The sequence below is a fragment of the Neorhizobium sp. T6_25 genome, from assembly GCF_002968555.1.
Classification (GTDB): domain Bacteria; phylum Pseudomonadota; class Alphaproteobacteria; order Rhizobiales; family Rhizobiaceae; genus Neorhizobium.
This window is the reverse complement of the sequence record NZ_PVBL01000047.1, coordinates 1-23,135: the sequence shown is the minus strand read 5'-3', so window position 1 is coordinate 23,135 and position 23,135 is coordinate 1. Positions and strand designations below refer to the sequence as shown.

The window sequence follows — 23,135 nt, the reverse complement described above, 5'->3', positions numbered from 1 at the left end:
GCGCGGTCGTCTTGTCATGGTCTCTTCTGTTCCCGGCATCTAAGCCGAAGTCAGGCAGAAATTCCACTTATCCCAACTGTGCAGATTTCCCGAGCCACCTCTGTCCTCCATCCAGAGTTCCATAATAGCGCGTTACGCCGCGAACGGTGATTTCAGGATTTCGCGAACCTCGTTGACAGCCGACAGAAGTGTGCGCACCTTGACCCCGCCTTTCGCCGGATAATCGTCACCGCCGGCGCCAACGATGATCCTGTTTTCTATTTCCAGATCGTCACAGGCTACAAAGAACCCGCGCTCAGCCTGCGGGGCGCTGGCGCGCTTGACCTCGATGGCCACCTTTGGTTTTCCAGCCTGTTCAATGACAAGGTCGATCTCGGCACCATCGGCTGTCCTGTAGAAGTAGGGAGCCACGTCGGGACCAGCTGCGACAATAAGCGTCTCTAGTACAAAGCCCTCCCAACTTGGTCCAACTACGGGGTGGCCTAACAACTGATGAAGCGTACCGATTTCCAGGAGAGCATGAACAAGCCCGCTGTCGCGAACATAGATCTTAGGCGACTTGACAAGCCGCTTGCCGAGATTACCGCTCCATGGCTGGAGGCGGCGAACCAGCATGAGATCAACAAGGAGATCGATATACCGGCCAATCATAGGCGCAGATACACCCAGACCCTGGGCAAGCCGCGCGCTATTAAGTGTATTTCCTTGGCCGTTGGCCAACATCGTCCAAAACCGCCCAATTGTGGCGGCGGGCATGCGGGGCGCAAACATCGGCACATCACGTTCAAGGTAGCTGCGGACAAATGCCTGTCGCCAGAGGTAGCTATCTTCGTCGGTCACCGCCGTCAGACTATCGGGAAAACCACCGCGCAGCCACAACTCGTCTATGTCGATAGAAGCCGCCCCAGCCTCTTCCGCACCGATTGGCGGCATCTCGAGATAAACTATTCTTCCTGCCAGCGTCTCGGATACCTGTTGGATCAGGTCCAACGACGCCGATCCCAGCAACAGAAATTGCATTGACCGCTCGCCGCCGGCGCGCCGATCGTCAACGATCCCCCGCAGCTCTGCAAACAGCGCCGGCAATCGCTGCACCTCATCCAGCACCGTCAAATGCCCGACTTGAGCCTGGAGAAACGCCTCCGCATCTTCAAGTTTGCGGCGGTCACTTACGCGTTCGAGATCCAGATAAATTGTGCCTTCGACTCGATCCACAAGCTTGCGAGCGAGCGTGGTCTTGCCAACCTGACGTGCGCCGATCAGCGCGACGACGGGTGCGCGCGCCAAGGCTCGCTCAAGAGCAATCTCAATAGAAGGGCGAGGTATAATCATAGCCGTAAATCAGAAATCAGAGTTTCGATTTGCGGTCAAGATGCCTCCCCCAAAATCCGTAGAGCTTGTCCTACAAATGCTCGAAGAAATTCGAGGCGTCTTGCTTCGCGTACTCTCTGGGCAGGGCTGGGGCAGTTTGCCCGAAGTGGTATTCGACATACCCGACGGAGAGGGCGGTACGGAACGTCGCTATGTCGGCTCTGCCGACGGTGCGTAAGTTCCATAATAACACGTACGCCGCGAACGGTGATTTCAGGATTTCGCGAACCTCGTTGACAGCCGACAGAAGTGTGCGCACCTTGACCCCGCCTTTCGCCGGATAATCGTCACCGCCGGCGCCAACGATGATCCTGTTTTCTATTTCCAGATCGTCACAGGCTACAAAGAACCCGCGCTCAGCCTGCGGGGCGCTGGCGCGCTTGACCTCGATGGCCACCTTTGGTTTTCCAGCCTGTTCAATGACAAGGTCGATCTCGGCACCATCGGCTGTCCTGTAGAAGTAGGGAGCCACGTCGGGACCAGCTGCGACAATAAGCGTCTCTAGTACAAAGCCCTCCCAACTTGGTCCAACTACGGGGTGGCCCAACAAGCTGCTTAGCCATCTTTCCACAAGTTCTGGCGATTAGACGGCCGCTGGCGGGTGCAGACGCGTATCAAGCGCAAATGTCTCCTGGAGCTTCAGCGAATAGCTGCCGGCGGCTTGGCTCGCGATAAAGATCAGGTTCCAGCTATGAGTGGAGACCGCGCTTGGGATTGCAACAAAACGATGCTGTCGCAGCAGGTCATCGCCGAATGCCTGCTGGCCGGCGCTCGGGATACCGGGCCGCAGCCAGTTGGGATTGGGAACCGTGACGGGATCGACGACATGCACCGCGGAGGTGTCGGCGATGACAGCCGCCGTCAGGATGTGTGGGATTGTGTCGAGCGCGCGAAAACCCTTGTGGACCGCGACCTCAAGGATCGCGGTCGACGGGTCGAGGGAGCAGTAGATCGCGCGCACGCCCTTGCTGTTCCAGCGCCCGCCGACACGATAGGCGCCTTCACCGCTATCCCATGTCGGGGCATAAGCGGCTTGGTCGAGCCGCCATGCGATCAGCTCGGAACCCCCAAGCGCAATCGGCAAAGGCGTCATGCATAGACGCCGTATTCGAGTCGTTCCAGATAGTCCTCGACCAGCTCGACGCCGGCTGGCGTCCCGAGCAGGTCGATCGGGCGGCGCTGATCCAGCCCGATGGCCGGACGCTCCAGCCATTGCTCAGCTTCCGCCTGCGTTCCCAGCACATCCGTTGCCTTCGACAGGATTTCGGCGAACTTCCATGCCCGACCGCTCTGCTCCTGGCTCAGCGGCTTGGAGGGCGCGTCCTTTCGGCGTTGCCATGTCCGGAGGCTCATACCGACGGCCTTTTCGAGGGATTCGGTCTTACCTATAAAGACTAGGCTTCCGACGAGGTGATCGATTGCGGAGGCCGGCAATCCGATGAGCAGCAATTCATGTGCGTCCAGCGCTGTCGTCAGCCGGCGCGACAGCACGCGAGCGCCACCGAGGAGGGCCTCGATCTTTTGCAGTTCCCCACTGCGTGTCATTGAAGAAGGTGCTTTTGCTGCAACGGCCATCAGGGTCTCCTGCGTCATCTGTCGTTCTCAATATGACATCTGTCGCCCATCGTTTCAAGCACCAAGGCGAATCCGGCGACTTCGGGGATCGGTGGGGCTAGCCAAGCTCCTTCGCAGTTATTCTAACATTCGCGACAAAATTGGCCGCGCTGAAAACACAGCCGAATTTTTGTCGCAAAAATCAGGTGCGAAAGTCAGACTTGTGCGACCGAGTTTTGCGACAAACTGGACGGCGTACGCGGCTTGCTAAAAACAGCAATGGCGGAACAGACGCCTACGAACTGCATAGCTATCCCAATTGCTTCGGGAGGGGTTGGAAAACGGCCCTCGAACAGGAAGCCGTAGGCGAGACCGAAGACCGTTTCAGCTACAATGAGCTGGGCCGCGAGCGCCAGGGGCAAGCAACGGGAAGCGGCTACCCAGCACCAGGTTGCAAACCAGGAGCCAGCCAGCCCCATCGCCAGAGCCCATATGATAAAGCGAGTGGTCTCCGAAGCGGATGCCGTGTCCGCGAGATCGAACGAAGCTAATGGCAATAGGAGAAGGCTTCCGATCGCCGCGCCGATTCCTTGCAACCCTGTCCATTGCAGTCCGTCCGGCGCGTCTGCCGAACGCATGACAGCCGCATTCGCCAGACCATAGGCGATCCAGATCGCGAGCGCCGCCGAACTGGCGAGGACTCCGAGCAAAATTGACTCTGTATCCGCAATGTCGGCGGCGCTGACTGTCGCGGCGTTCACGATCGCTACTCCCGTCGCGATCAGCGCCAAGGGCAGGGCGAGAGCTTTCCAGGGTGCGGAACGGTCCCGGACATTGGCAATGATTGCTAGGAACACCGGCATGGTGCCGATGATGACAGGGGGCACGGCAGCACCGGCGAGCTGGACGGCAAAGGCAACGCTGATGAAGTACCCGACATATCCGGCCCCGCCGAGGAGCAGTCCGATCAGAAGCCGCGAGTGAGTAATGCCGATGGGTCGAAACCGTCTATCAGCCATCAGCAGCAGGCAGGCCAGGCCAAAGATACCATAGCGGGCAATCGTCAAGTCCCATGCCGTGAACGGCGCGACGGCGCGCGGAGCTATGAAGGTCAGCCCCCATAGAGCGCAAGTGGTAAGGCCGGCGATGATCCCAAGCAGCATGATTTTCTCCTGTTGGAGTCATCATGCAATGCGATCCGCTCGAATTATATGGAAGTCTAAGGGCTGTGCCTGTAGATTGCCTATTATGTCAAAGGCAAACACACCTCAGAACCTTCAAATTGCAAAATCGACTTTGGACGCGATGGACGCGCAAATTCTTACCGCGCTCGATTCCGATGCTCGCTTGTCGATGAGCGAGCTTGCCCGCCTCGTCGGCATGTCCGCGCCAAGCGTGTCGGAGCGCGTCCGCCGGCTTGAGGCTGCCGGCGTCATCCGGGGCTTTACCGTCGATGTTGACACGCGCGCCGTTGGCTACCAGATCAGGGCAATGGTGCGAATCCGGCCGCTTCCCGGCAAACTCCACCTCGTCGAACGGCTCATTCAGGAGCGCCCGGAATTTGTCGAATGCGACAAGATCACTGGCGACGATCCATTCCTTGCCCGCCTCGTGGTCCATACGATCGAACAGATGGACGATGTTCTTGAAGCGCTCTCCGAGTACGCCGTCACCAGTACCGCCGTCATCAAGGGAACGTCCGTCAAACGACGTTTGCCGCCCCTGTAACAAAAATCAGGACTTCTGCAACGGCAAGGCTGTTTCGACCAACTTCGTCCAATAGCCGATACCGTAAGGAATCGCGGCATCGTTGAAATCATAACTAGGGTCATGCAGCCCCGCCGTGCTGCCGTTGCCAAGGAGCGCAATATTTCCGGGCCGTTGTTCGAGCATGAAAGCGAAGTCCTCGGAGCCCATGAGCTGCGAGTGGTCGGGATTGACGGAATCCTCTCCCATGACGGTACGGGCAACCTCCACAGCCAACGCTGTTTCTGCCGGATGATTGACGACTGCGGGATACAGGTTTCTGAATGTGACTGTCGCGGTCGCCCCGTAGGACGCTGCAATTCCCTCCGAAATATCGATGATACGCCGATGCATGGTGTCTCGCACCTCCGGTTCAAACCAGCGGGCCAGGCCACGCAACTCGCTCGCTCCAACAAACGTGCCTCCCGGCTTCCCGCCTTGGAACGATCCGAAGGAAATCACGCCGCTTTTGAGCGGGTGGACGTTGCGCGCGATGACCGTTTGCAGGGCAATAAGGATGTTGGCGGCGGGAAGCAGCGCGTCAACGCCGGCCTGAGGGCTGGCAGCATGGGCGCTCTTGCCATCTACCGTTATCTTGAAACTTGCCACGGCAGCCCCAAACGGACCGGTGCGGGTGGCAAAACGACCAACGTCCAGGCCCGGCTCTTTGTGAAGGGCGAATACCCTCTCGATCCCCCAGCGCGTCATCAATCCATCGTCGCACATTGCCTTCGCGCCCGCCTGTCCTTCCTCCGCTGGCTGGAAGATCAGAACGGCAGTGCCATCGAAGTTGCGTGTTTCTGCCAGGGCCTTTGCAGCACCCAGCAGCATCGCAGTGTGGCCGTCATGCCCGCAAGCATGCATCCGGCCGTCCGTCGTGGAGGCGTAGGAAAGTCCCGTCGTTTCGTGAATGGCCAGCGCATCCATGTCGGCGCGCAGTCCAGCCACCTTGCCGGATGACTGATTCCGGCCGTGAAGAATACCAACAACGCCGCTCCTGCCGACTCCCTCGGTGACCTGGTCACAGCCAAAGACCCGCAGCTTGTCGGCTACGAAGGATGCTGTGCGAGGAAGCTCATAACCGAGCTCCGGATTGGCATGCAGATCACGACGCCAGGCGATGATTTCATCGTGCATGAATGCAGTCCTGTTTATATCGGTCCTCATTAAACGGCATGCCACCGGCGAATACAAAACTCTAGAGAGCCAGCCCTGACATGAAATCAGCAATTGAACGTCTACCGTTCAATTGGATGATTGGCACATGAGGGCCATGCAATAACCGCTCACTTTCGATTTTCGGACGATCTTCCCCGTCGAAGTTCCAAACGTATCGAAGAAACGAGAATAATTCCGCATCTATATGTTCAGAGCAACCCACCGGCAGGTCTGCTCTCGGCCTATTTAAAAGGCTTCTGATGGCTACACGTTTGAGGCAAACGGTGCGCGCCGTGTCCATCCAGATTACGAGGTCCGCATGCGGTAAGCCCAAGTCAAAGGTTTGGCGGTGATAGTCTCCCTCGCAAATCCAGCCCGGTCCAGAAAGCGCGACCTCCACGCGCTGCCTGAAATCTCCAAGAGCGGGCTTGGACCATTTCGGCCCCCAATAGAACTTGTCGAGGTGGATAACAGGAAGGGATAGCCGTTCTCCCAACATGCGTGAGAACGTCGACTTCCCACTCCCTGCGTTGCCTAAAACCACAATCCGTTGCATCGAAAAATCTATTCCATTGTCGCAAAATTCCCGACATTTGCTCGATTTCTATAACTGACTTTTGCAGCGTCCGAAATTCAGGATTTCCGCGACATGAACATGTTGTCGGGGCCGAAGGCCGGCCCCGATCATTGATGATCAGCTAAAATAGATTTCTGTCATCACTTCTCGGATCACCTTCTATGTGGTGAGGATTGTAGAGATCGTTGCGAGCCTTTTTCCGCCAAGGCCGCGCAAGACCCTCCGGGTTGGTTTTGATATCCGCGACCTGGGACACGATCTCAGTGCTGTTTGACACGCACCTTGACCGCGTGTTGATTTTCAGCACGATTTGATCCGTTTTTCCACTTCGCCGTGATCCACTCAGGGCGAATAAAGATAGTTGGCACAATTCACTTCGTCGGATTTGGTGGGGTAACGGGAAATGAAAAAACGGATCAGATGATGGTCGAACATGGAGGTGTTCTATCGCGGCCTTTACCTGCAAAGCCGGATCATATGATGCCAGCGTTGATGGACTTTGAGCGTATTATTGCCACAAAGCGGGGCGCGCATTTGAACCGCCGCACCTTGCTTGCAGTGGGAGTGCTTGGAATGCCCTCCTGCCAATGCAGGTTATGACCAGTAGGCCGCAATGTGGAGATCAGGCAGGCGGCGAGATTGGATGATCGAGAGGTTCCTGAAGTCGTCGGCCATATCTTTCCCTGCAGCGAACCAAACACAGACATTTCGCAGATCGTGGGGCAACCGCGGGAGGGCTGCCACTACGGCAGACCAATCGCCGATCGCATCCACGCGAAGCCTCGTCAGGCTGACGCCCGCCGGAGTTGGAATGGGATATTCGGCGGATCCGGGCACGGTTTCAAGAAGAAAAACAGAGCCCGTTATGTCCACTACCTGTGCTTCCAATAACCTAGCGATTGCGGGAAATGCTGCCTCGTCACCTACGATCAGCCATTGGGGGCGCTGGATCAGCTTTCCTCGGCCAAGCCCCATTATACCAACGACATCATCCGCGGAAGCGGCCTCAGCCCACTTGCCAGTGCGGCCGCCGAGGTGCCTAAACACATCAAACTCGATCCAGCTCGCGTCCGGATCTGCGTTCCGGACTGTGTAGACGGGGCGATGCAGCGCGCCGTCGCCTGTCGGCCATACGGTCCGGCCGTTATTGCCAATATAGGGCCAGGACGGCGGCCCGCTGCATGGTGGCTGTATAAGCCGAAAGTGGATGGCATCCCCGGTGAAGGGCTGGAGGTCGCGACCCGACAGCCGCACACGCAGGAAAGCCGACCCAAGAGGGGTGACCGAGACGACCTTGCAGAGACGGAAACCCGGCGGTGATACACCGGCACCGTCTACTGTTTTCCAGCGCAGAACACGGGCTATTTCCGGCGCGACCTCTAGCAGATGCTCCCCGATCTCGTCGCGCAGCAGCTGGAGGGTATCGCTCTGTGCAGCCGTTACCGTCATTTCGAGACCATCGGATGCTGCGCATACGAGGATTTCGCCAAGGTCCGTGCGGCAACCAACACAGCCATTTTCCTCTATTATAGGCAGACCTTGCTGTTGTGCCTCACGTAGAATGATCGACTTTACGATCTCGAACCCGATGCCGGGAAATACCGCATGCGCGATGAAAGGATGTGGATTCCGCTCCATGACCGACATCATTTGCCCTTTCACCGAGGAATGACGTGCGGACAACCATGCAGCGGATCGGGTATGACCAGGCAATCCAACCCAAAAATCTGGCGCATCGTCGCCTCCGTGATCACATCGCCAGGCGCCCCCTCGCGATGTATTTTCCCGTCCTTGAGTGCAAATACGTGATCGGCGAAACGTGCGGCCAGATTGATGTCGTGGAGAACCATGACGACCGTTTTGGCACTCTCCCGATTCAGCTTTCGCACCAGATCCAGAAGCTCGATCTGATGGGGCAGATCCAGAAAAGTTGTCGGCTCGTCGAGCAAGAGGATTGATGCGTCCTGCGCCAATATCATTGCGATGAAGGCTCGTTGGCGCTGTCCGCCGGACAGTTCCGACAGGGGTCGAAGTGAGTACGCCTCCACACCGGCGAGCGCCAAGGCTCGCTCGACCGCCAGAGCATCTTCGCGGGACCATTGCGACAAGGGTGACTGCCATGGAGTTCTGCCCCGCGCGACCAGATCGAATACGCGTAGATATTCCGGGACGGTCGAATTTTGCGGCAGGATCGCCAGCTGCCTTGCGACCTGTTTCGACTTCTGGCGATCGATGGGGTCTCCTTCAAGCAACACCTCCCCCTCATCCGGCCGCAAAAGCCGGGCGAGGCAACGCAGTAATGTTGACTTCCCGCAGGCATTGGGACCGATGATGACACTGATCTTTCCCCTTGGCACAGCAAGACCGATGTCGTCGAGCACGGGCCCGACCGGCCGCGTCAGTGTCAGGCCTCCAGCTGACAGTGGAAAGGTGGCGGTTGTCATCAAATCACTCCCTTGCGGATTTCGAGGGTAAGTTGCCACACCAACAGCGGGGCACCGATCATCGCAGTGAAGACCCCGGTCGGAAGATCGGCCCCAATAGGGAGAGAACGGCAGACAAGATCGGCAAGGACCGTCAGGCACGCTCCGACCGCCGCGGCTCCCAAAAGCGGCGAGCCGTTGCCCGCACCGGATGCAGCTGAAAGCCTGCGGGCGATTGGATTGGCTGCGAAGGCGACGAATGGCAGGGGCCCGGCTACGCTGACGGCGCATGCGGTGAGGCCAACTGACAGAAAGAGGATTTTCAATCGGGTTGTCGAGACGTTGAGCCCTAGACCTGTGGCAATGTCATCGCCTAGTGCCAGGCTCTTCAGTGCAAATCCCTGCCATAGCGCGAACGGCCCAAGTATGATCAATGCACCAAAGATCAGGACTGCGTCACCCCATTCCGGACTGGGAAACGCGCCGACGAGCCATTTCATGATGTCTGCGGCGGTCAAGAGATCCAGCTGCGCCATCATGATATCGACGAGAGCCATAAGGAAGAGGCTCAGCGCCAAACCTGTAAGCACGAGACGCGCTGACGACAGCCCCTTGTTCCAGGCGAGCGCGAGAACGAGCGCTGCGGACAACACGCCGCCAACCATGGCTCCTGGCAAGACCCAAAAACTGCTTCCGGTCAGCATAACGGTGAAAAGCGCTCCGCAGGCAGCGCCGGAACTAAATCCGACGATGTCTGGAGAAGCCAACGGGTTGCGCAACATGTCCTGGATCAGTGCCCCAGAGACGCCAAAAGCTGCGCCAGCCCCGATCCCGACGAGAAGGCGCGGCAGACGATGATACCAAATGACGATATCGGGGGTTTCATCCCCTTGCTGAAAGAGAATGGTCGATATTTCCGCCGTGGTCAGCGGATAGTTTCCAAGGTACAGAGCAAGCCGGGAGACAGCCATGAGGATTGCAAGCGTCAGCACGGTGAAGACAAGCGTCTGCGGGTTAACCCTCCCGGAAAACGCAAAGCATCGCCACGTCACAGCAGTTCGCCTTCTCATACGCCTACCCGTCCTCTCCGGATTGCAAGGATCAGAGCCGGTGCGCCGATCACGGCGACCATCACCCCCGCCTGCATGCCCGTGCCGGCAAACAGCAGACGTCCAGCGATATCGGCAGCCAAGAGGATGGTGGCGCCCAGAAGGGCCGACACCAATAGCCGAATACGCTCGTCCCCGGCGACCAGCCCCATGGCAAGATGTGGCGCGATCAGTCCGACAAAGCCGATAGGGCCTGCCAGCGTGACAACGGCCGAGCAGAGACAAACGGCGGCGGCAAGTCCAAGCAGGTAGGCGAGCCGGATATCGACGCCAAGCGACCTGGCGAGATCCTCGCCGAGCACATAGGCGTTCAGCATCAATCCGGCAGCCACCGCGAGGACAAGGCCTGCGGCGAACAGGGGCGACAACGTCCCGATGGCTGCCATGGATATCCCGTCAAGCCCGCCCATGACCCAGAAACGATAGGTGTCGAGCGCTTGCTGACTCAGCAAAAGGAAGCCACGCACAATCGCCAGGAAGAACGCGCTGACGGCAGCACCAACGAGAAGCAGACGTATGGGGTGCGGCCTGCTGCCCGCAAAGGCTCCAAGCGCCAGAACAGCTAAGGCACCCGAGGTTGCGCCCGCCATGGCGGCCACCGATCTTGCCAATGTTATTGCATCGCCGGCAATGGCAATGAAGATTATCACACCGAAAGCCGCTCCGGCATTGATTCCAAGCAGCCCAGGGTCTGCCAACGGGTTTCGGGTAACTGTCTGCATGATGGAGCCAGCCGCTCCGAGGGCCGCGCCGCACAATAAGGCTGCCACCAGCCGCGGTATTCGCAACGACCACACGACAATATCTTCGGGCCGATTGAAATCCCTGGCAACGATTGCATTCCACAGCTCGTTAAACGCAATAGGCCGAGGGCCGAGTGACAGCGCGAGACCGATCAATATCAGGAAAATGGGTAACGCGAGGAGTAACAGCGGCCGGCTCCTCATGGGTTTTGGCCCCCGGCGCTAACAGCGTTTGAGGGCGAAGTACCTGCCAGCACCTTCTCAAGCTCCGGAACGAGGCTCGAAAGCGCATAGTCGAGGCTGAGCGGACTGGAATGTGAAAGCGCTGCAGAAAGCAGGACGTCAGCATGGACCTCACGCCCAGTCCTGACAGCACGGAGAAAGGGGTAAAGCGGCTGGCTTGCGAACTCGGGACGCCCCTTTTCAGAGTTCAGCCAGATCAATACGTCGGTGTCAATCGGGGTCAGATCTTCAGGAGACAAGCGCACATAGAAACTCCGCCCAGCCGCCAGCGCATCGACGGCGTCTGGCGTTCTGAAGCCAAGGGCGGTAAGGAAGCGACTTCTGACATCGCGCGAGGTAAAGGTTTCCGGCCCTCGTATAGATGCCATCACCGCTGTCTTCGTATGCCAATCGGGGTGTGCCGCCCGAACGGCCGCGAAGTTCCCCTCCAGTCGATCAATGATCTCCTTTGCGACCGTTTCGCGACCCGTCGCGTAGCCCAAAACTCTGGTCATCTCCTGCCAGCGCATGTCGTAGTCCCCGCCGTCGGCCGCCGGTGGCAAGGTGGGCGCTATTCTGGACAGGAATCGGTATTCAGCTTCGGTCATGCCTGACCACATCCCCTCAATGAGATCGGGGTGCAGCGCAGCGATCCGCTCGAGATCGACCTGACCACTCAAGACAACCGGGACTTCGTCTCCGAGAGCTTTCTCTGCCCAAGGCCAGACGCCCTTCGGATTATTTCCATACCAGTAGCGCAAGCCTACCGGCTTGATCCCCAATGCCAGCGCGAAGTCGTGCCCGATGTAGCTGAGCGTGACCACTCGACCCGGCTTCGCTGTCACGACCGTCGACCCGTAGCGATGCTCGATTTTGCGCGGGAAATCTTCCGCACACGCGCTGCTCGCGGTCAACAACAGCGTCGACAGGACTATCAATCTTCTCAAAACCTGCATCGGGTGCCCCGAATAATCTGACGCCCAGCCGTGCCTTCGCGTCGCTGGATGCATTTGCTTCAGAATTTGCGTGACGCCGTAAGCATCACGCGACGCCCCTCGTTATAGGTGCAGCTACCGGCGTAGTCGGCCAGTGCGCCTACCGCCGCAGCGAATGTGGCGGCATTGCATTCGGCCTCGTACTCCTTGTTGGCGAGGTTGCGCGCGGCCAAAACGAGGCTCCAGCCGTCCCGCTGATAGCTGATCGATGCGTCGAGAAGGTTGGCGGAGCTGATATGATAGGCGTTGGTGGCATCCGAAAAATATGAGCCGACATGCCGTATCCCGATCCCAAGACTGAGACCTTCAAGCGCAGGCGCCTGCACATCATATTTGACCCAGGCGGAGGCCGAATGGACAGGCGCCCTCGCGGGCCTGTTGCCCTGGAGCGTAGGATCCTTCGTCACCTCGGCATCCACATACGTGTATGAGCCGAGAACCGTGAAGCCGTGGCTAAGCTCAAGAAGCGCGTCGACGTCGACACCCATTGAGCGAACCTTGCCTGCCTGGATCTTTGTTATTCCAGTCAAGTCGGTCGGGTCGTTATAAGTGGCGTTCAGCTTTGTTGTGTCGAACAGGGCGACATTTACATGGCCACGATCGTCCGGCAGCTTATAACGCAGGCCGATTTCGTAGGCACGTGACGTCTCCATGTCGAGGGCCGCGCCGCTTGCCGTGATGCCGGCGGGAGGAACGTTGAAGGAGTAGGCAGCGTTGCCATAGACGGTCCATGCATCATCGAAATTCCAGGCAATGCCGAAACTGCCGGACGTCACCTGACCTTCCGATGTGATCTTTCCGGCACTCGTTTCTGTTGAGCTCGTGACCCAATCATGCCGGATGCCGCCACTGAAAACGAGGTTGTCGAACTCACTCCGGCTCGTCAGATACACACCCGTCTGATCTATGTCGTTGTTCAAAACGGCAGGCAGATGGGTGGGAAGTCCGGACAGGAAGTTTGTCAGATCACCCGTGAAGAGATTCAGCTCTCCCAGATATCCCTGGGCATAATCCACATCGGAACGGGCAAGGTAATGGTCGAAGCCTGCCACAATAGTGCCGCTCAAGTCTCCAAACTCGAATTCGTAAGATAAATTGTTATCGAAACTCGCCTGGTAGGCCTTCTGGTCTAGATCGAACTTGCTGAGCAACGCGGTGTCAATCGCACTCGGATCTGCTCCAGGTACACCAAACAGTGCAGGCAGCGAGACGAAAGCGGCCGGAACTGCAGTTCGCATCCGCCAGTCGTTGTGCGCATATCGCGCTTTGCTATGGAAGGTGATGCCCGTTTCGAACTCATGCTCGAACTCATAGCCGGCGGTGGTCTGCCTGGTTTTGACGGAGTTGTGGTCTGCAAGTCCGGTGTAGGTATCCGGCGAGAAATGCCCAAGCGGGTTGTGGCGCCGCGATCCGTATTCCGGCACGACCGACCAGCTGTCTCCGACATCGTCCTTTTGAATTTCTGCGAAAAGAGTGAGGCTGGTTGTGTCTTCCGGCTTCCACGTCAACGAAGGCGCCACGTAGAAACGTCCCTGATCGACTTCGTCATAATTTGTGCCTGATCGGTTGGCCACACCGACGAAGCGATAGGCGAAATCATCGCCGATCGGGCCAGTGCTGTCGATGCCGGCCTCCATTCCTCCATAGCTGGAAAGACGGCCAAAGACCGTATTGCCTGGCTCGAAGCTCGGACGTTTGGTCACGGCATTGACCAGGCCCCCCGGCTCGTTGGACCCATAAAGATCGGAGGTCGGCCCCCGGAGAATATCGAGGCGCTCCAACCCGAAAGGTTCGGTCCGCCATGCCGCCCAGCCGAATGTGCGCAACGGCATGCCATCTCGATAGGTACCGACATTCTGGGTTTCAAAACCGCGGATCACGTACTGGTCGTAGCGATCATCGTTACCGTAGAGTCCGGTGGCGACACCTGGCGAATAGGCGATTGCTGCTTCGAGATCGGATACCCCCCGGTCGATCATCTGTCGCTGTGTCACGACGTTTACCGAACGTGGTGTCTTCTGAATATCGGCGGAGATACGGGTGGCCGTGGTGCTGGAATCCAGATTGTAGGAATCCTCACTCGACTGCCCGCCGCTTAGAATGATGGGCTGAAGGACGGTCGCGTCGTCAGAGCCAAACGCGCCGCTTGCCGTCTCCGACTGGCCGATAATCGTCACGCTGTTTCTGCTGGTGAACCGCCAGGTTAGTCCAGTCCCCGACAACAGCTTGGCGATCACTTCCGGCGCTGCGCCTTCTCCCCGGAAGCCATCTGTCCGCAACGATCGTGTGGCCGCAGCATCGTAGATAAGTTGCAAACCCGCCACGTCTGCAAAGCGGTTTAATGCCTGGGGCAGGGGCCCGGCTGCGATTTCGTACCGCACCGTCACGGCTCGCTCCTGAGCAGCGGCGATGCCGACGAAAGGAACCGCCAGAACCGGCAAACATACCGTCGTCGCAAGAAATACCGCCAGCCTGCGCGTGGAGCGGTGAGACGCCTCAAAGTGAGAACTCATGTAGACCCCCTGGACACATCTCTGACCGCTGACAACAGGCAGTCAGATGATTTCGCCGCCTAAGACGTTCGCCCAGAGAAAAACCGGAGTAGGGATATCAAGATTTTTCAAAAAAATTAGCGATGGATCAAAATCACGAGACTTCCCAGCCTTGTATCATTGAATCCAAAGGATTTTTCCAGCGCATCGATGACCTTGACGATGTCGCTGGTCTCAAACACGCCGCTAACGCGTCGCGCTCTGATGGACTCATCGACGATCCTTATCACTCCCTTGTGATAGCGGTTAAGTTCGTTGATGACCTCGCCGAGCGGCTGGTCGACGAAGATCAGTTTCCTCCGTCTCCATGCCGTTTCCGATGCCGCATCCACTTTCTCAATGGCACCAAGGTGTCCATCTTCGTAACGGACACGTTCATCCGGGCCGAGTTCGACGGATGCTCCGGCAGGCTTACCCGAAACAGCAACATGGCTTTCGATTACCGTCACGACACCGCCGCGGACATCGTTTCGAACACCATATACTGTGCCGAGCGCGGTTGCCTCACCCCCCTCGGACTCCACGATGAAAGGTCGGTGCTGGTCGGAAGTCACGGTGAACACAGCCTCACCCTTCTTAAGGTGGATCCTGCGCTCACCAGAAGAGTACGCAATCGTAATAGCCGTGCCGCTGTTCATTTCGGCTGTTGAGCCGTCCGGCAAAGCCAAGACCTGGAATTCGCCAACTGCCGTATAGCCATCGGCAAACAATCTCGATGGAACATCGAGGACGTAAGTGCCAAGGCCAAGGAGACAGAGAAACGTGAAGCCGGCCGCGACCGGTCGCAGGAAGTCACGCGCAGGCGGAGGCGGCGTTAGAACGGCCGGGGTTGGCTGAATCGCTCCTAGGTCCTGCCAAGTGCCGGCAATTTCTGAATAAGCGTCGCGGTGTCGATCTGAGGCCGCAAGCCAAGAACGGAATGCCACCTCATCCTCAACCGAGAGACGGCCGCCATCGCGCCGAAAGAACCATTCGGCCGCCTGTTCCAGCATATCCTTGTCGTTGAAATCCGTCATGAACAACGGTTCGCCTTGTAACGTCCAGAGATAATAAGACAACGAGTTAGTCCAATTAAAACAGAAGACGTCCTGGAGGAGCCTAACCCCAGGTCGGGTGCAAATTTAGTCATTCGCCTTCACGCGTCGAGCGCAGTGGACCGTTGCCGCTGCCAGGTGCTTCTCCACAGCACTGGTGCTGATCCTCATCCGATTGGCGATTTCGGCGTGGGACAACCCTTCGAAGCGCCGAAGAGCGAAGCACTCGCGGCATCGCGGCGGAAGTTCCGCAACGGCCTGTGCGAGAATTGCCAGTCGCTGCCGGCCGATGACCTCCCGCTCCGCATCCGGCCGGTCATCGGCAGCATCCAGGGTGACAGCGTCGATGAAAGTTTTCTGGAGGCGCACTCGATGGCGATGGTGATCAGTAACGAGATTCGAGAGTATGCGGTAGAGATAGGCTCGTGGATTGAACGGCAGGTCGTTGCCAGTTGCCACCAGCCGTAAACAAGCCTCTTGGACAAGTTCGTCCGCCACCGCATCGTCGCCAACCTTCCGTCGCGCATAGCGTCGGAGCTCTCCGTAGCATCGTTCGATGACACCCGCGAGGACCCCGTGGGGATCATTGCCGTCCGAGAGCACCGAATCCGTCATTTCCTGAACTGCCTGTACCACCGAAATATGGCCGATGCTCAACCTTCGCCATTCATTAGAGCGAATAGGTAGGCGTTTCAAGGCCACGCTTCTTCGAATATCACAGTCGAGCCTGGCATCGCCTCCAGGGGCTAAGCGGGGCGAGGGCCAGATACCAGAGAGCCGCAAGAACTCCTGGATTTCCATCTCGAGTCTTGAACATCCGCCTCGGCTAGGGAAGTTCAGCGGAATGTTGCCCTCGGAAAAAGGATCGTCGTCCCGAATAGCGGGGGATGCTACTCCCTCACCAGAACGCGCGGTTAGGGATATCGAGTTTTTAGACCCAAGGCATCTGAACGCTGGGAGGGTTGCTCGTCTCCGCTAAGGGAAAACGGTTTATGCTTTTACATAGACGGGGGGTGGTAATTCATGACCTAAGATAGCATTCTGACGGCCTTAGCTCAGGTAGTCTTGGCCGGTTTCACGCGGGTGACGCCACTTGAACCTCTCGACAATCCGCAAAACGAGGGGCTCCGCCGTCATGATTTACAAGACCTGGTGGCGATGGCCAACGACGAGAATTTGGCCACATTCAACAACCCCGAGGCAGAGAAGCATGCTAGCAGCGTACATTGACGAATTCATCATGTTTTGCGCTGGCCTTTGGATGACGGGGGTCGGATTTGGTTATCTGTGGCTATCGAGCAATCCGGCCCGTCGGCCGTCGGTCGTTCGTCATTTCAAGTGGATGGGTCCGCTGCTGCTCGTTATTGCGATCATTCTAGCCGTCGCCTCATGAGCCATACAGACGCAACGTCCCCACGTGCAATTGATGCAATGAACGGTGTTTTGGCCTGCGTGTCGTGCGGACGGGATGACACAGAATCCGTTTTCCGTTTCGGATCGTACATTCTCCGATGCGCCGCTTGCGGCGAAACTGTCGTCACAACATCCTTCATCGCCGTACTCGACACCGATCATCAATGCTCTGCCTTTGTCGACGCCGGTCCCGGACAACACCCTCAGCCGAAAGCGCTCGTCGCGCGGGGACCGCTCCGGCTGATTGCAACGACAATCATTGCCGCAGCAAGCGATGGAACTTTGGTCCGCCTGATTTTCGAGCCAACGGGCTGATCGATCGTGGAGACGGGCGCGGCTTGAGGTGACTGAGGATGTCATTGGACCGGCACTTTCCGCATTCCCTGGTTTTGTCGCGTCGAGGCCAGCAGCCGAAGCGCCACCAGGACGGCAAGATCAACATCAACTTCGTTGGATACAGCTTCGCCTCCCATGTTTCAGATCTTATTTTCAATCCCAAAGAGATTTTAGGTTCGAGTCCCTTCAAGAGCTTCAGTTCCGCGTCTTATCGTTGCTTTTTTCGAAATCGCTTCACGCGAGCGTGCGTGCCGCAGGTGGCCTCTGAGCACCAAAGCGGCCGCCCGCTTTTTGGTTTGTCAAGAAACAACCAGCCGCAACTGTCTCCTTTGCATTCCCGAACGAGGCGGCGGTGATTGCGGCCGGTGATCTGTCGCGGCTGCGAGAGCGGATTTTTGGCGGGGTGACAGCTTCGATTCTGGAGGAAAGCAAGTTCCCGGTGCTGATTGCCCGATAAAGCGTTGAACATCCAGTAGATCTTTGCCTGCCTCCCGTGAGGAAGGTATCGCGTTTCATTGCAGCGACAGGGACGTCGGCAATGCCTGCGGCCAGGGCATGTAGAGCGTCCCCCTATCAGAGGCGACCTTACCAATACGCACCTTGACTTCGATCTTGTCCTTGCAAGTCCGGTTTGCACACCTCAAAGCCGCGAGGCAGTTTGGACGGATTTGATCAAGATGAAGCCTGCGGTGATTGCTGGACGGGAAATTTGCTGGGTCTTCTCGCATCGTAGTGGGACGCGCTTGAAGCTTGAGTTTTCTTACTGCGCGATGCAGGCTCAAAACATGCGCGCGCACAACGGTGCTGTCGAACATCACTTCAACGCATGGCGCAATCGTAGCAAGTTCTTTACGTAGCTGGCGCACCTGGTTGATGAGTCTAGCCCATGAGTATGGGGCGGACCAGGGAGTTATGATCGCTGACGAACTCGAAGAAGGCTCTAACCCTTGGCGTTTTCCGGATGTCCGGATGGGCCAGAAGGTACCAGCCCCGGTTCAATTCCTCTACCGGAGGAAGCACCTGCACGAGGTCGTCATGCATTTGCGCAATCGTGGTTGGCAGCGGGGCTACGCCCAATCCCGACTTGACCGCGTGAAGTACACCCAAAACGCTGTTGTTCCGCGCACCGACTCTTGCAGTTGGAGCCACTGACGCACACCATTTTGCAGCCCGATGGTTGGCAAGCGCCCCGTCGAATCCGACAATGGCGTGTCGCTCAATGTCTGCTGCGGTATTCGGCGCGCCGTGATGCTGGACATAGGTCTGGCTCGCATATACCGCCCAGATGGATTCAGCGATCTTCCTGCCCACAAGATTTTCGTCCGAAGGCTCGCCCGAGCGCAAGGCGACATCGGCCTCTCCTTTGGAAAGGTCAAGGTAGCCATCGCTCATCACGAACTCGATTCGAATTTCCGGATATTTTAGTTGAAACTGCTCCAGCAGTTGCGATCCGTTGATGCGTGATACCAGCGGCTCGGGACAGGTCAGCCGGACAACACCGTTCAATTCGCTGACATAAAGCCGTGTCTGCCGCTCGATCGCGAGCGCCGCGTGCTCCAACTCTTCGGCCTTCGGCAGAAGCAGCTGCCCGAACTCCGTGAGCCGGTAGCCGCTGGCGTGCCTGTGGATCAGAGGCTGCCCTATCCGGCGTTCAAGCTCGACCATTCGGCGCTGCACCGTGGACTGGTTGACACCGGTTGCCTTGGCGGCAGCCGTCGTGCTGCCGTGACGGGCCACGGCAAGAAAGTACTTGAGATCGTTCCAATCGAACATGTTTTGTTATGCGCCTTTGCGGAGAGCCTTTGCAAGTCTGCGGCTCCCGGATTCCCGGGATCAGCCGTAGGGTGACTCACAGTCAGGGAGACAGGCGATGCACAAGGTTATGGATGCTCACAGAGCAATTGCCGGAACACAGCTGGGGGTGACCACGTCCGCCGGGATCACCGGTATGGCGAAGCTCACGGTCCTCCACAAACAGTTGACGGATGCACTCCCGACCGGAGGCATTCAGGAAATCCGGGTGATCATCGCCAGGCTCGAGCCCGGTGACAGCACCCCTTACCACTCCCATCGTTTTCCGGTCACGGTCTACATGCTCGAGGGGGTCTTCACCCTCGAGCTGGACGGCCGCGACCCGATCCCTATCGGAGCAGGCGAAGTTTTTGTCGAACCCTCAGGCGTGAGAATGACAGGCCGGAATCTCAGTTCCGACAGTCCGGCGGTGATGGTCCTGTTCTACGTCAGCGACCCCGAAACGCCGTTTGCCGATCCCGTCTAACTGGGGCACTGCCGGTTGCGGCCCGCAATGGGCTTAGGCTTGGGAGGCTCCGGCACTTAGCCAGGGCCGGACGCAGCCATGGCGGTCAACTCAGTCGGCCCTTGTCTCGACAACGGAGAATTCCGGCCGGCTCACACCCCCGGGGAATATCCACTTGGGTGCTTGCGGTCGTTGAGGCCAGTTCCGGGAACCAGGCATTAGCCGGCAACGGAATCACACTCGAATTTTCACCTGAAATCCGGGAGTTCCTGAGTTTCAAGGGATCAGAGCGAGATGGGGCATCTACCTTCATCGAGCTGCCTGCGGCGAAACCAGCCATTGGCTTCGAAAATCATGTCCGACCTTCCACTCTAGGAATTTCTCTGCGTTGTCGGAACAGCTGCCTTCAAGTGGATCATGCACCATGTCAAATTCATCATCAAACACGATTGCGAACAGAAAACAGTCGTCTCGATACTCGCCGCGCTCTACTCTTTGACTTCACAATGGCTTTTGAAACCAATCCTTCAAGCGGCCTGCTTTTCCAAGTTATTCCCCCGAAATCCTGCACCGAAGTATCGACGGACGTCACTTCCCAGCCGTTGTTGCGATGAGCGCCGACCCATTGATGAAAAGCAGGATAAGAATTCGCGATTCCTCGACCGGCCGGGGCTGATGAATCGCCCACAAGGATTGGAGGTAAGCTGCAACCTTCGTTACTCGCGCTGTAGCGGCTGGTCCGGGCTGTTTCTGGAGCTCCGACTCGACCGTTACCGCGTTCTTGGCGTCCTCTCCCGTTGACGAGCAGCGATCTTTGCCTGCTCCTCGGCCGCTAATCTGGCTGCTTCGGCCTTTTTCACCTTTTCCTGCTCCTCGGCAGCCCTCTTCAAGAGAGCGTTCGACAGAACATCTTCGTCCAACCAAGTCGGAAGAAACGAGTATTTCACTTCCTCGCGTATCAAGGCTTGCGAGATCTGAGAGAAGGTTTGAGCACCTCCGTAGAAGACGCGGCACTGTTCACGAAGTATCGCTGCAAAGAGCTGATCTAGATCGGCATATGGGGGTTTAGCGGCCAATTTCTTGCCATCTGTCACGGCGGCTACGCTGCGCAGCATCTCCTCGTGCACTACGAGTTCGCCACTGACCATGAGGCAAAGATCACCCTTGGCTGTCGGCAGCTCCATCGCACCGTAACCCTGACGCGTTCCTGCGGCTACACCGTCTCCAATTGAACGGACCAGTCCCTCGGTTTCTGCCTGTCTCGCAGCAAGCGCTGGATAGTTGATGCCCTGAAAGAGACGAAGCCTTTTCGCTTCGACTGCGTCTATGAAGTTGATGGCAAAACTCGGCTTCGATTCCAGGAACGTCTTTCGGTTAAGCAAGAGAATATCATTATTGAGGGCGGTTTCTGCCTTGCAGACCGACACGTCTATGGAGGTCACCCCGTGGGACGTGAGGGTTCCTTTCAACTCGTGCCTGAAGGTCGGTGTGTTCTCTCTCCCAATCACACAGATTGCAGCTGTTCCGCACGATGGACGTACGCCGCTCGAACGTGCCTTCGACAAAGCCCTCGACCACGGGGACGCGCGTGGGTTCGCGATCGACAAGTCGGCTGGAAACGCGGGAGAGCTCGCAACTCACGCACAGCAGAAGCTCGGGATGGGATGGCAGGATCTCACTTGGTCGAGTTCCGCCGCGGTCGATCGCGACCGCGATTACTTGGAAGCTTGGTACAGTTCCCTTGACGAGGTCGAGTTGAGGCTTGTGGCACCGGACGGCGATCGAACCGATGCTCACGGACAAACAGCGCGGTGCGCGCGACGCTCGGCGGTAACTTGGTGCGCCTCGATCTCACCGAAACCCATCGGTACAACGGTGACAGCCGGCTGGTGATATCGATAGACAAGGGATCCAGGCCGAATCAGGATGGACGGTGGAGGCTACAGCATACCGGGCGGAAGCTGCGCAGCCCAGGCGGACTGCTTAGCATCTGGTACGAAGACCAGCGCGGAAACCAGGTGCGCTTCGATGCTGCATCACTGGAGGGTTCCCTTTCTGTCCCCGCGACGGCCGAATACGTCGTGTCCGTGGCGGCCTGTACTTCCGACGAGGAACTGACACTCGCTCCCTTCACTTCACGAGGACGAACGCGTGACGATCGCATGAAGCCGGATCTGTGTGCGCCCGGCGTTTTCGTTCGATCGGCCCTGGCTTCGCGGCAGATCATGAAGAAGGCATCGAGATGAGCGGAACAAGCGTGGCGGCTCCACACGTAACCGGCGCCATCGCGCTGGTCATGTCTCGAATGGAGAGGCTCGGGCGACCACAACCAAACGCTTTGTACAATCAGAGCCGTTTAAGGGCGACAGCCCGGAGCAACGGCATCTACCATACCGGCTTCGGTAGCGGACTGCTCGATGTCGAAGCCTTCCTCGCCGACGCAGTTCCCTGAAAAGCGCCGCCACCTTGGAGGAGCCATAAACCTCGCCGCAGCATCCGTCTTGCAGACGTGCCATACGCTTGTTGCAGATTCCGATGATTTACCGGACGGCGATCCGAGCTAAGATCGGACGCGGTTCCGAGAATTAGCCGGGCATGATTCCGATTAAATACCGGACAGTTTTTAGCAGAGGTAGTGCGTCTGGGTCAGCAACCTTGGCCTGCATTTCCTTTTGGCATTGGGAGATGTGAATGCCGAAGGGACGAAGGCTGACCATGAGACAATCGAGACATTTGCTTCGACTGAGAGCGTCCGCGATATTGCCGATAGGCTTGGCATTCCCTCTGGTTTTTGTCATTCGATTGCATTACATTGCGCGTAACAGAGGAAATCGCTTATGGCCGCTAATGCTCTCGTTCAAACCCGCATTGACGCCGAGGTCCGGGATCGCGCGTCCGCCGTGCTCGAAAGCATGGGGCTGACAGTGTCCGATGCAGTTCGGATCCTGCTGACTCGAACTGCCAACGAAGGCTCCCTACCGCTTGAGTTGGTTACCAGCAGCGAAGGACATGATGCCTGGTTTCGGGCCAAGGTGTTGGAGGCGTTGAGCGACACGCGGCCCGACATCCCGGACAATGAGGCCGAGGCGCATTTCGCGGAGCGTCGAGCAGCGGCCCGGCGCAGATCACGCGACCTGAAAACGTGAAGCTCGTCTGGTCCGCCTTCGCGCTTTCTGACCGCGACGATATCTTCACGCACATTGAGGCCGATAATCCTGTCGCCGCGATCACGGTCGATGAACGGATCGTGGCTGCGGCTCGTTGACTTCAGGACTTCCCTGAAAGCGGTCGTCCCGGTCGGATTGTGGGGACACGCGAACTGGTAGTTTCCGGCACGCCTTATGTTGCCGCCATACAGTGACAGAGACGACAGTCCGCGTACTGCGTGTCCTCCATGGGGCGCAGCGATGGCCGGATGCTCTTCCCGAAGATTGACGTCTCAGGGCAGCAATTCCCCCATCATCTTGGGAGCACTTGGAAATCCGTATTGATTGCAAGAACGTTTATTTGTCACTGCTTAGCACTACTTTGGCAGATTAATCCTCGGTTAACGATGATCGGCGATCTTTCGCACTTCAACAGGGGTGCGAAGGATGGCAGAGCAGGATGTTGCGCTGACGGAATGGCTGAAGCCGTTTGTTGAGA

Annotated in this window: 24 protein-coding genes and 1 pseudogene; 8 read left to right on the top strand and 17 right to left on the bottom strand. The window is 57.9% G+C overall.

The window, feature by feature from the left end:
* Positions 1-132 precede the first annotated feature (132 nt).
* From C5L10_RS32860 to C5L10_RS32840, 5 genes are all read right to left on the bottom strand, one after another.
* The gene (locus tag C5L10_RS32860; protein ID WP_105433138.1) at positions 133-1,332 is read right to left on the bottom strand and encodes an ATP-binding protein; all 1,200 of its coding nucleotides are present in this window, start codon (positions 1,330-1,332) and stop codon (positions 133-135) included.
* Positions 1,333-1,402: 70 nt separating this feature from the next.
* Positions 1,403-1,942, bottom strand: a complete 540-nt coding sequence (locus C5L10_RS32855) for a DUF4143 domain-containing protein (protein WP_245448359.1) — start codon at positions 1,940-1,942, stop codon at positions 1,403-1,405.
* Positions 1,943-1,954: 12 nt separating this feature from the next.
* Complete coding sequence (locus C5L10_RS32850; RefSeq protein ID WP_105433137.1) at positions 1,955-2,464, bottom strand: RES family NAD+ phosphorylase; 510 nt, start codon at positions 2,462-2,464, stop codon at positions 1,955-1,957.
* On the bottom strand, positions 2,461-2,946 hold the full coding sequence (locus C5L10_RS32845) for an antitoxin Xre/MbcA/ParS toxin-binding domain-containing protein (RefSeq protein ID WP_105433140.1): 486 nt from the start codon (positions 2,944-2,946) through the stop codon (positions 2,461-2,463). The genes C5L10_RS32850 and C5L10_RS32845 overlap by 4 nt, the downstream gene beginning before the upstream one ends.
* A gap of 194 nt (positions 2,947-3,140) precedes the next feature.
* On the bottom strand, positions 3,141-4,088 hold the full coding sequence (locus C5L10_RS32840; protein WP_105433136.1) for a DMT family transporter: 948 nt from the start codon (positions 4,086-4,088) through the stop codon (positions 3,141-3,143).
* Positions 4,089-4,173: 85 nt separating this feature from the next.
* On the opposite strand from C5L10_RS32840, the gene C5L10_RS32835 reads away from it, so the two are divergent.
* Positions 4,174-4,653 (top strand): Lrp/AsnC family transcriptional regulator, encoded by a 480-nt coding sequence (locus C5L10_RS32835; RefSeq protein WP_105433135.1) that lies wholly within the window; start codon positions 4,174-4,176, stop codon positions 4,651-4,653.
* Positions 4,654-4,659: 6 nt separating this feature from the next.
* Here C5L10_RS32835 and C5L10_RS32830 read toward each other — a convergent pair whose 3' ends face one another.
* The 9 genes from C5L10_RS32830 to C5L10_RS32780 form a co-directional block, all read right to left on the bottom strand.
* Positions 4,660-5,808: a M20 aminoacylase family protein gene (locus C5L10_RS32830; RefSeq protein ID WP_105433134.1), complete on the bottom strand. Its 1,149-nt coding sequence runs from the start codon at positions 5,806-5,808 to the stop codon at positions 4,660-4,662.
* Between the two features lie 1,192 nt (positions 5,809-7,000).
* Positions 7,001-8,056, bottom strand: coding sequence for a siderophore-interacting protein (locus C5L10_RS32815; RefSeq protein ID WP_105433132.1), 1,056 nt, complete (start codon positions 8,054-8,056; stop codon positions 7,001-7,003).
* A gap of 8 nt (positions 8,057-8,064) precedes the next feature.
* Positions 8,065-8,850, bottom strand: coding sequence for an ABC transporter ATP-binding protein (locus C5L10_RS32810; RefSeq protein WP_105433131.1), 786 nt, complete (start codon positions 8,848-8,850; stop codon positions 8,065-8,067).
* Positions 8,850-9,881 carry an iron chelate uptake ABC transporter family permease subunit gene (locus C5L10_RS32805; RefSeq protein WP_172717317.1) on the bottom strand — a complete coding sequence of 344 codons (1,032 nt, stop codon included), beginning with the start codon at positions 9,879-9,881 and terminating at the stop codon, positions 8,850-8,852. Before C5L10_RS32805 ends, C5L10_RS32810 begins: the two co-directional genes overlap by 1 nt.
* 14 nt (positions 9,882-9,895) lie before the next feature.
* Positions 9,896-10,885: an iron ABC transporter permease gene (locus C5L10_RS32800; RefSeq protein WP_105433129.1), complete on the bottom strand. Its 990-nt coding sequence runs from the start codon at positions 10,883-10,885 to the stop codon at positions 9,896-9,898.
* Positions 10,882-11,859, bottom strand: coding sequence for an iron-siderophore ABC transporter substrate-binding protein (locus C5L10_RS32795; protein ID WP_105433128.1), 978 nt, complete (start codon positions 11,857-11,859; stop codon positions 10,882-10,884). The genes C5L10_RS32800 and C5L10_RS32795 overlap by 4 nt, the downstream gene beginning before the upstream one ends.
* A 59-nt stretch (positions 11,860-11,918) precedes the next feature.
* Positions 11,919-14,411, bottom strand: a complete 2,493-nt coding sequence (locus C5L10_RS32790; RefSeq protein ID WP_105433127.1) for a TonB-dependent siderophore receptor — start codon at positions 14,409-14,411, stop codon at positions 11,919-11,921.
* Between the two features lie 116 nt (positions 14,412-14,527).
* The gene (locus C5L10_RS32785; RefSeq protein ID WP_172717316.1) at positions 14,528-15,508 is read right to left on the bottom strand and encodes a FecR family protein; all 981 of its coding nucleotides are present in this window, start codon (positions 15,506-15,508) and stop codon (positions 14,528-14,530) included.
* 63 nt (positions 15,509-15,571) lie between these two features.
* Positions 15,572-16,141, bottom strand: coding sequence for an RNA polymerase sigma factor (locus C5L10_RS32780; protein WP_172717315.1), 570 nt, complete (start codon positions 16,139-16,141; stop codon positions 15,572-15,574).
* A 553-nt stretch (positions 16,142-16,694) separates the two neighbouring features.
* Between C5L10_RS32780 and C5L10_RS34665 the strand changes: the two genes are divergently transcribed.
* Positions 16,695-16,877 (top strand): hypothetical protein, encoded by a 183-nt coding sequence (locus C5L10_RS34665; RefSeq protein WP_105433124.1) that lies wholly within the window; start codon positions 16,695-16,697, stop codon positions 16,875-16,877.
* A gap of 38 nt (positions 16,878-16,915) precedes the next feature.
* Positions 16,916-17,212: a hypothetical protein gene (locus C5L10_RS34660; protein ID WP_105433123.1), complete on the top strand. Its 297-nt coding sequence runs from the start codon at positions 16,916-16,918 to the stop codon at positions 17,210-17,212.
* A gap of 229 nt (positions 17,213-17,441) precedes the next feature.
* On the opposite strand, the gene C5L10_RS34655 is transcribed toward C5L10_RS34660, so the two are convergent.
* Together C5L10_RS34655 and C5L10_RS32760 are read right to left on the bottom strand one after the other, a co-directional pair.
* Positions 17,442-17,702, bottom strand: a complete 261-nt coding sequence (locus tag C5L10_RS34655) for a CGNR zinc finger domain-containing protein (protein WP_105433139.1) — start codon at positions 17,700-17,702, stop codon at positions 17,442-17,444.
* A gap of 410 nt (positions 17,703-18,112) precedes the next feature.
* Positions 18,113-19,006, bottom strand: coding sequence for a LysR family transcriptional regulator (locus C5L10_RS32760; RefSeq protein ID WP_105433122.1), 894 nt, complete (start codon positions 19,004-19,006; stop codon positions 18,113-18,115).
* A gap of 97 nt (positions 19,007-19,103) precedes the next feature.
* Between C5L10_RS32760 and C5L10_RS32755 the strand changes: the two genes are divergently transcribed.
* Positions 19,104-19,511 (top strand): cupin domain-containing protein, encoded by a 408-nt coding sequence (locus C5L10_RS32755; protein ID WP_105433121.1) that lies wholly within the window; start codon positions 19,104-19,106, stop codon positions 19,509-19,511.
* Between the two features lie 749 nt (positions 19,512-20,260).
* Here C5L10_RS32755 and C5L10_RS32750 read toward each other — a convergent pair.
* Positions 20,261-20,932, bottom strand: a complete 672-nt coding sequence (locus tag C5L10_RS32750) for a hypothetical protein (RefSeq protein ID WP_172717314.1) — start codon at positions 20,930-20,932, stop codon at positions 20,261-20,263.
* Between the two features lie 369 nt (positions 20,933-21,301).
* Between C5L10_RS32750 and C5L10_RS34805 the strand changes: the two genes are divergently transcribed.
* The 4 genes and pseudogenes from C5L10_RS34805 to C5L10_RS32735 all read left to right on the top strand — a co-directional run bounded on the left by C5L10_RS34805 (position 21,302) and on the right by C5L10_RS32735 (position 22,925).
* On the top strand, positions 21,302-21,736 hold the full coding sequence (locus C5L10_RS34805; RefSeq protein ID WP_172717313.1) for a S8 family serine peptidase: 435 nt from the start codon (positions 21,302-21,304) through the stop codon (positions 21,734-21,736).
* Complete coding sequence (locus tag C5L10_RS34800; protein WP_172717312.1) at positions 21,733-21,942, top strand: S8 family serine peptidase; 210 nt, start codon at positions 21,733-21,735, stop codon at positions 21,940-21,942. The genes C5L10_RS34805 and C5L10_RS34800 overlap by 4 nt, the downstream gene beginning before the upstream one ends.
* A 385-nt stretch (positions 21,943-22,327) precedes the next feature.
* The gene (locus C5L10_RS32740; protein WP_105433118.1) at positions 22,328-22,636 is read left to right on the top strand and encodes a type II toxin-antitoxin system RelB/DinJ family antitoxin; all 309 of its coding nucleotides are present in this window, start codon (positions 22,328-22,330) and stop codon (positions 22,634-22,636) included.
* Positions 22,633-22,925 (top strand): annotated as a pseudogene (locus C5L10_RS32735) (type II toxin-antitoxin system RelE/ParE family toxin). The gene C5L10_RS32740 and the pseudogene C5L10_RS32735 overlap by 4 nt, the downstream one beginning before the upstream one ends.
* Positions 22,926-23,135: the final 210 nt, after the last annotated feature.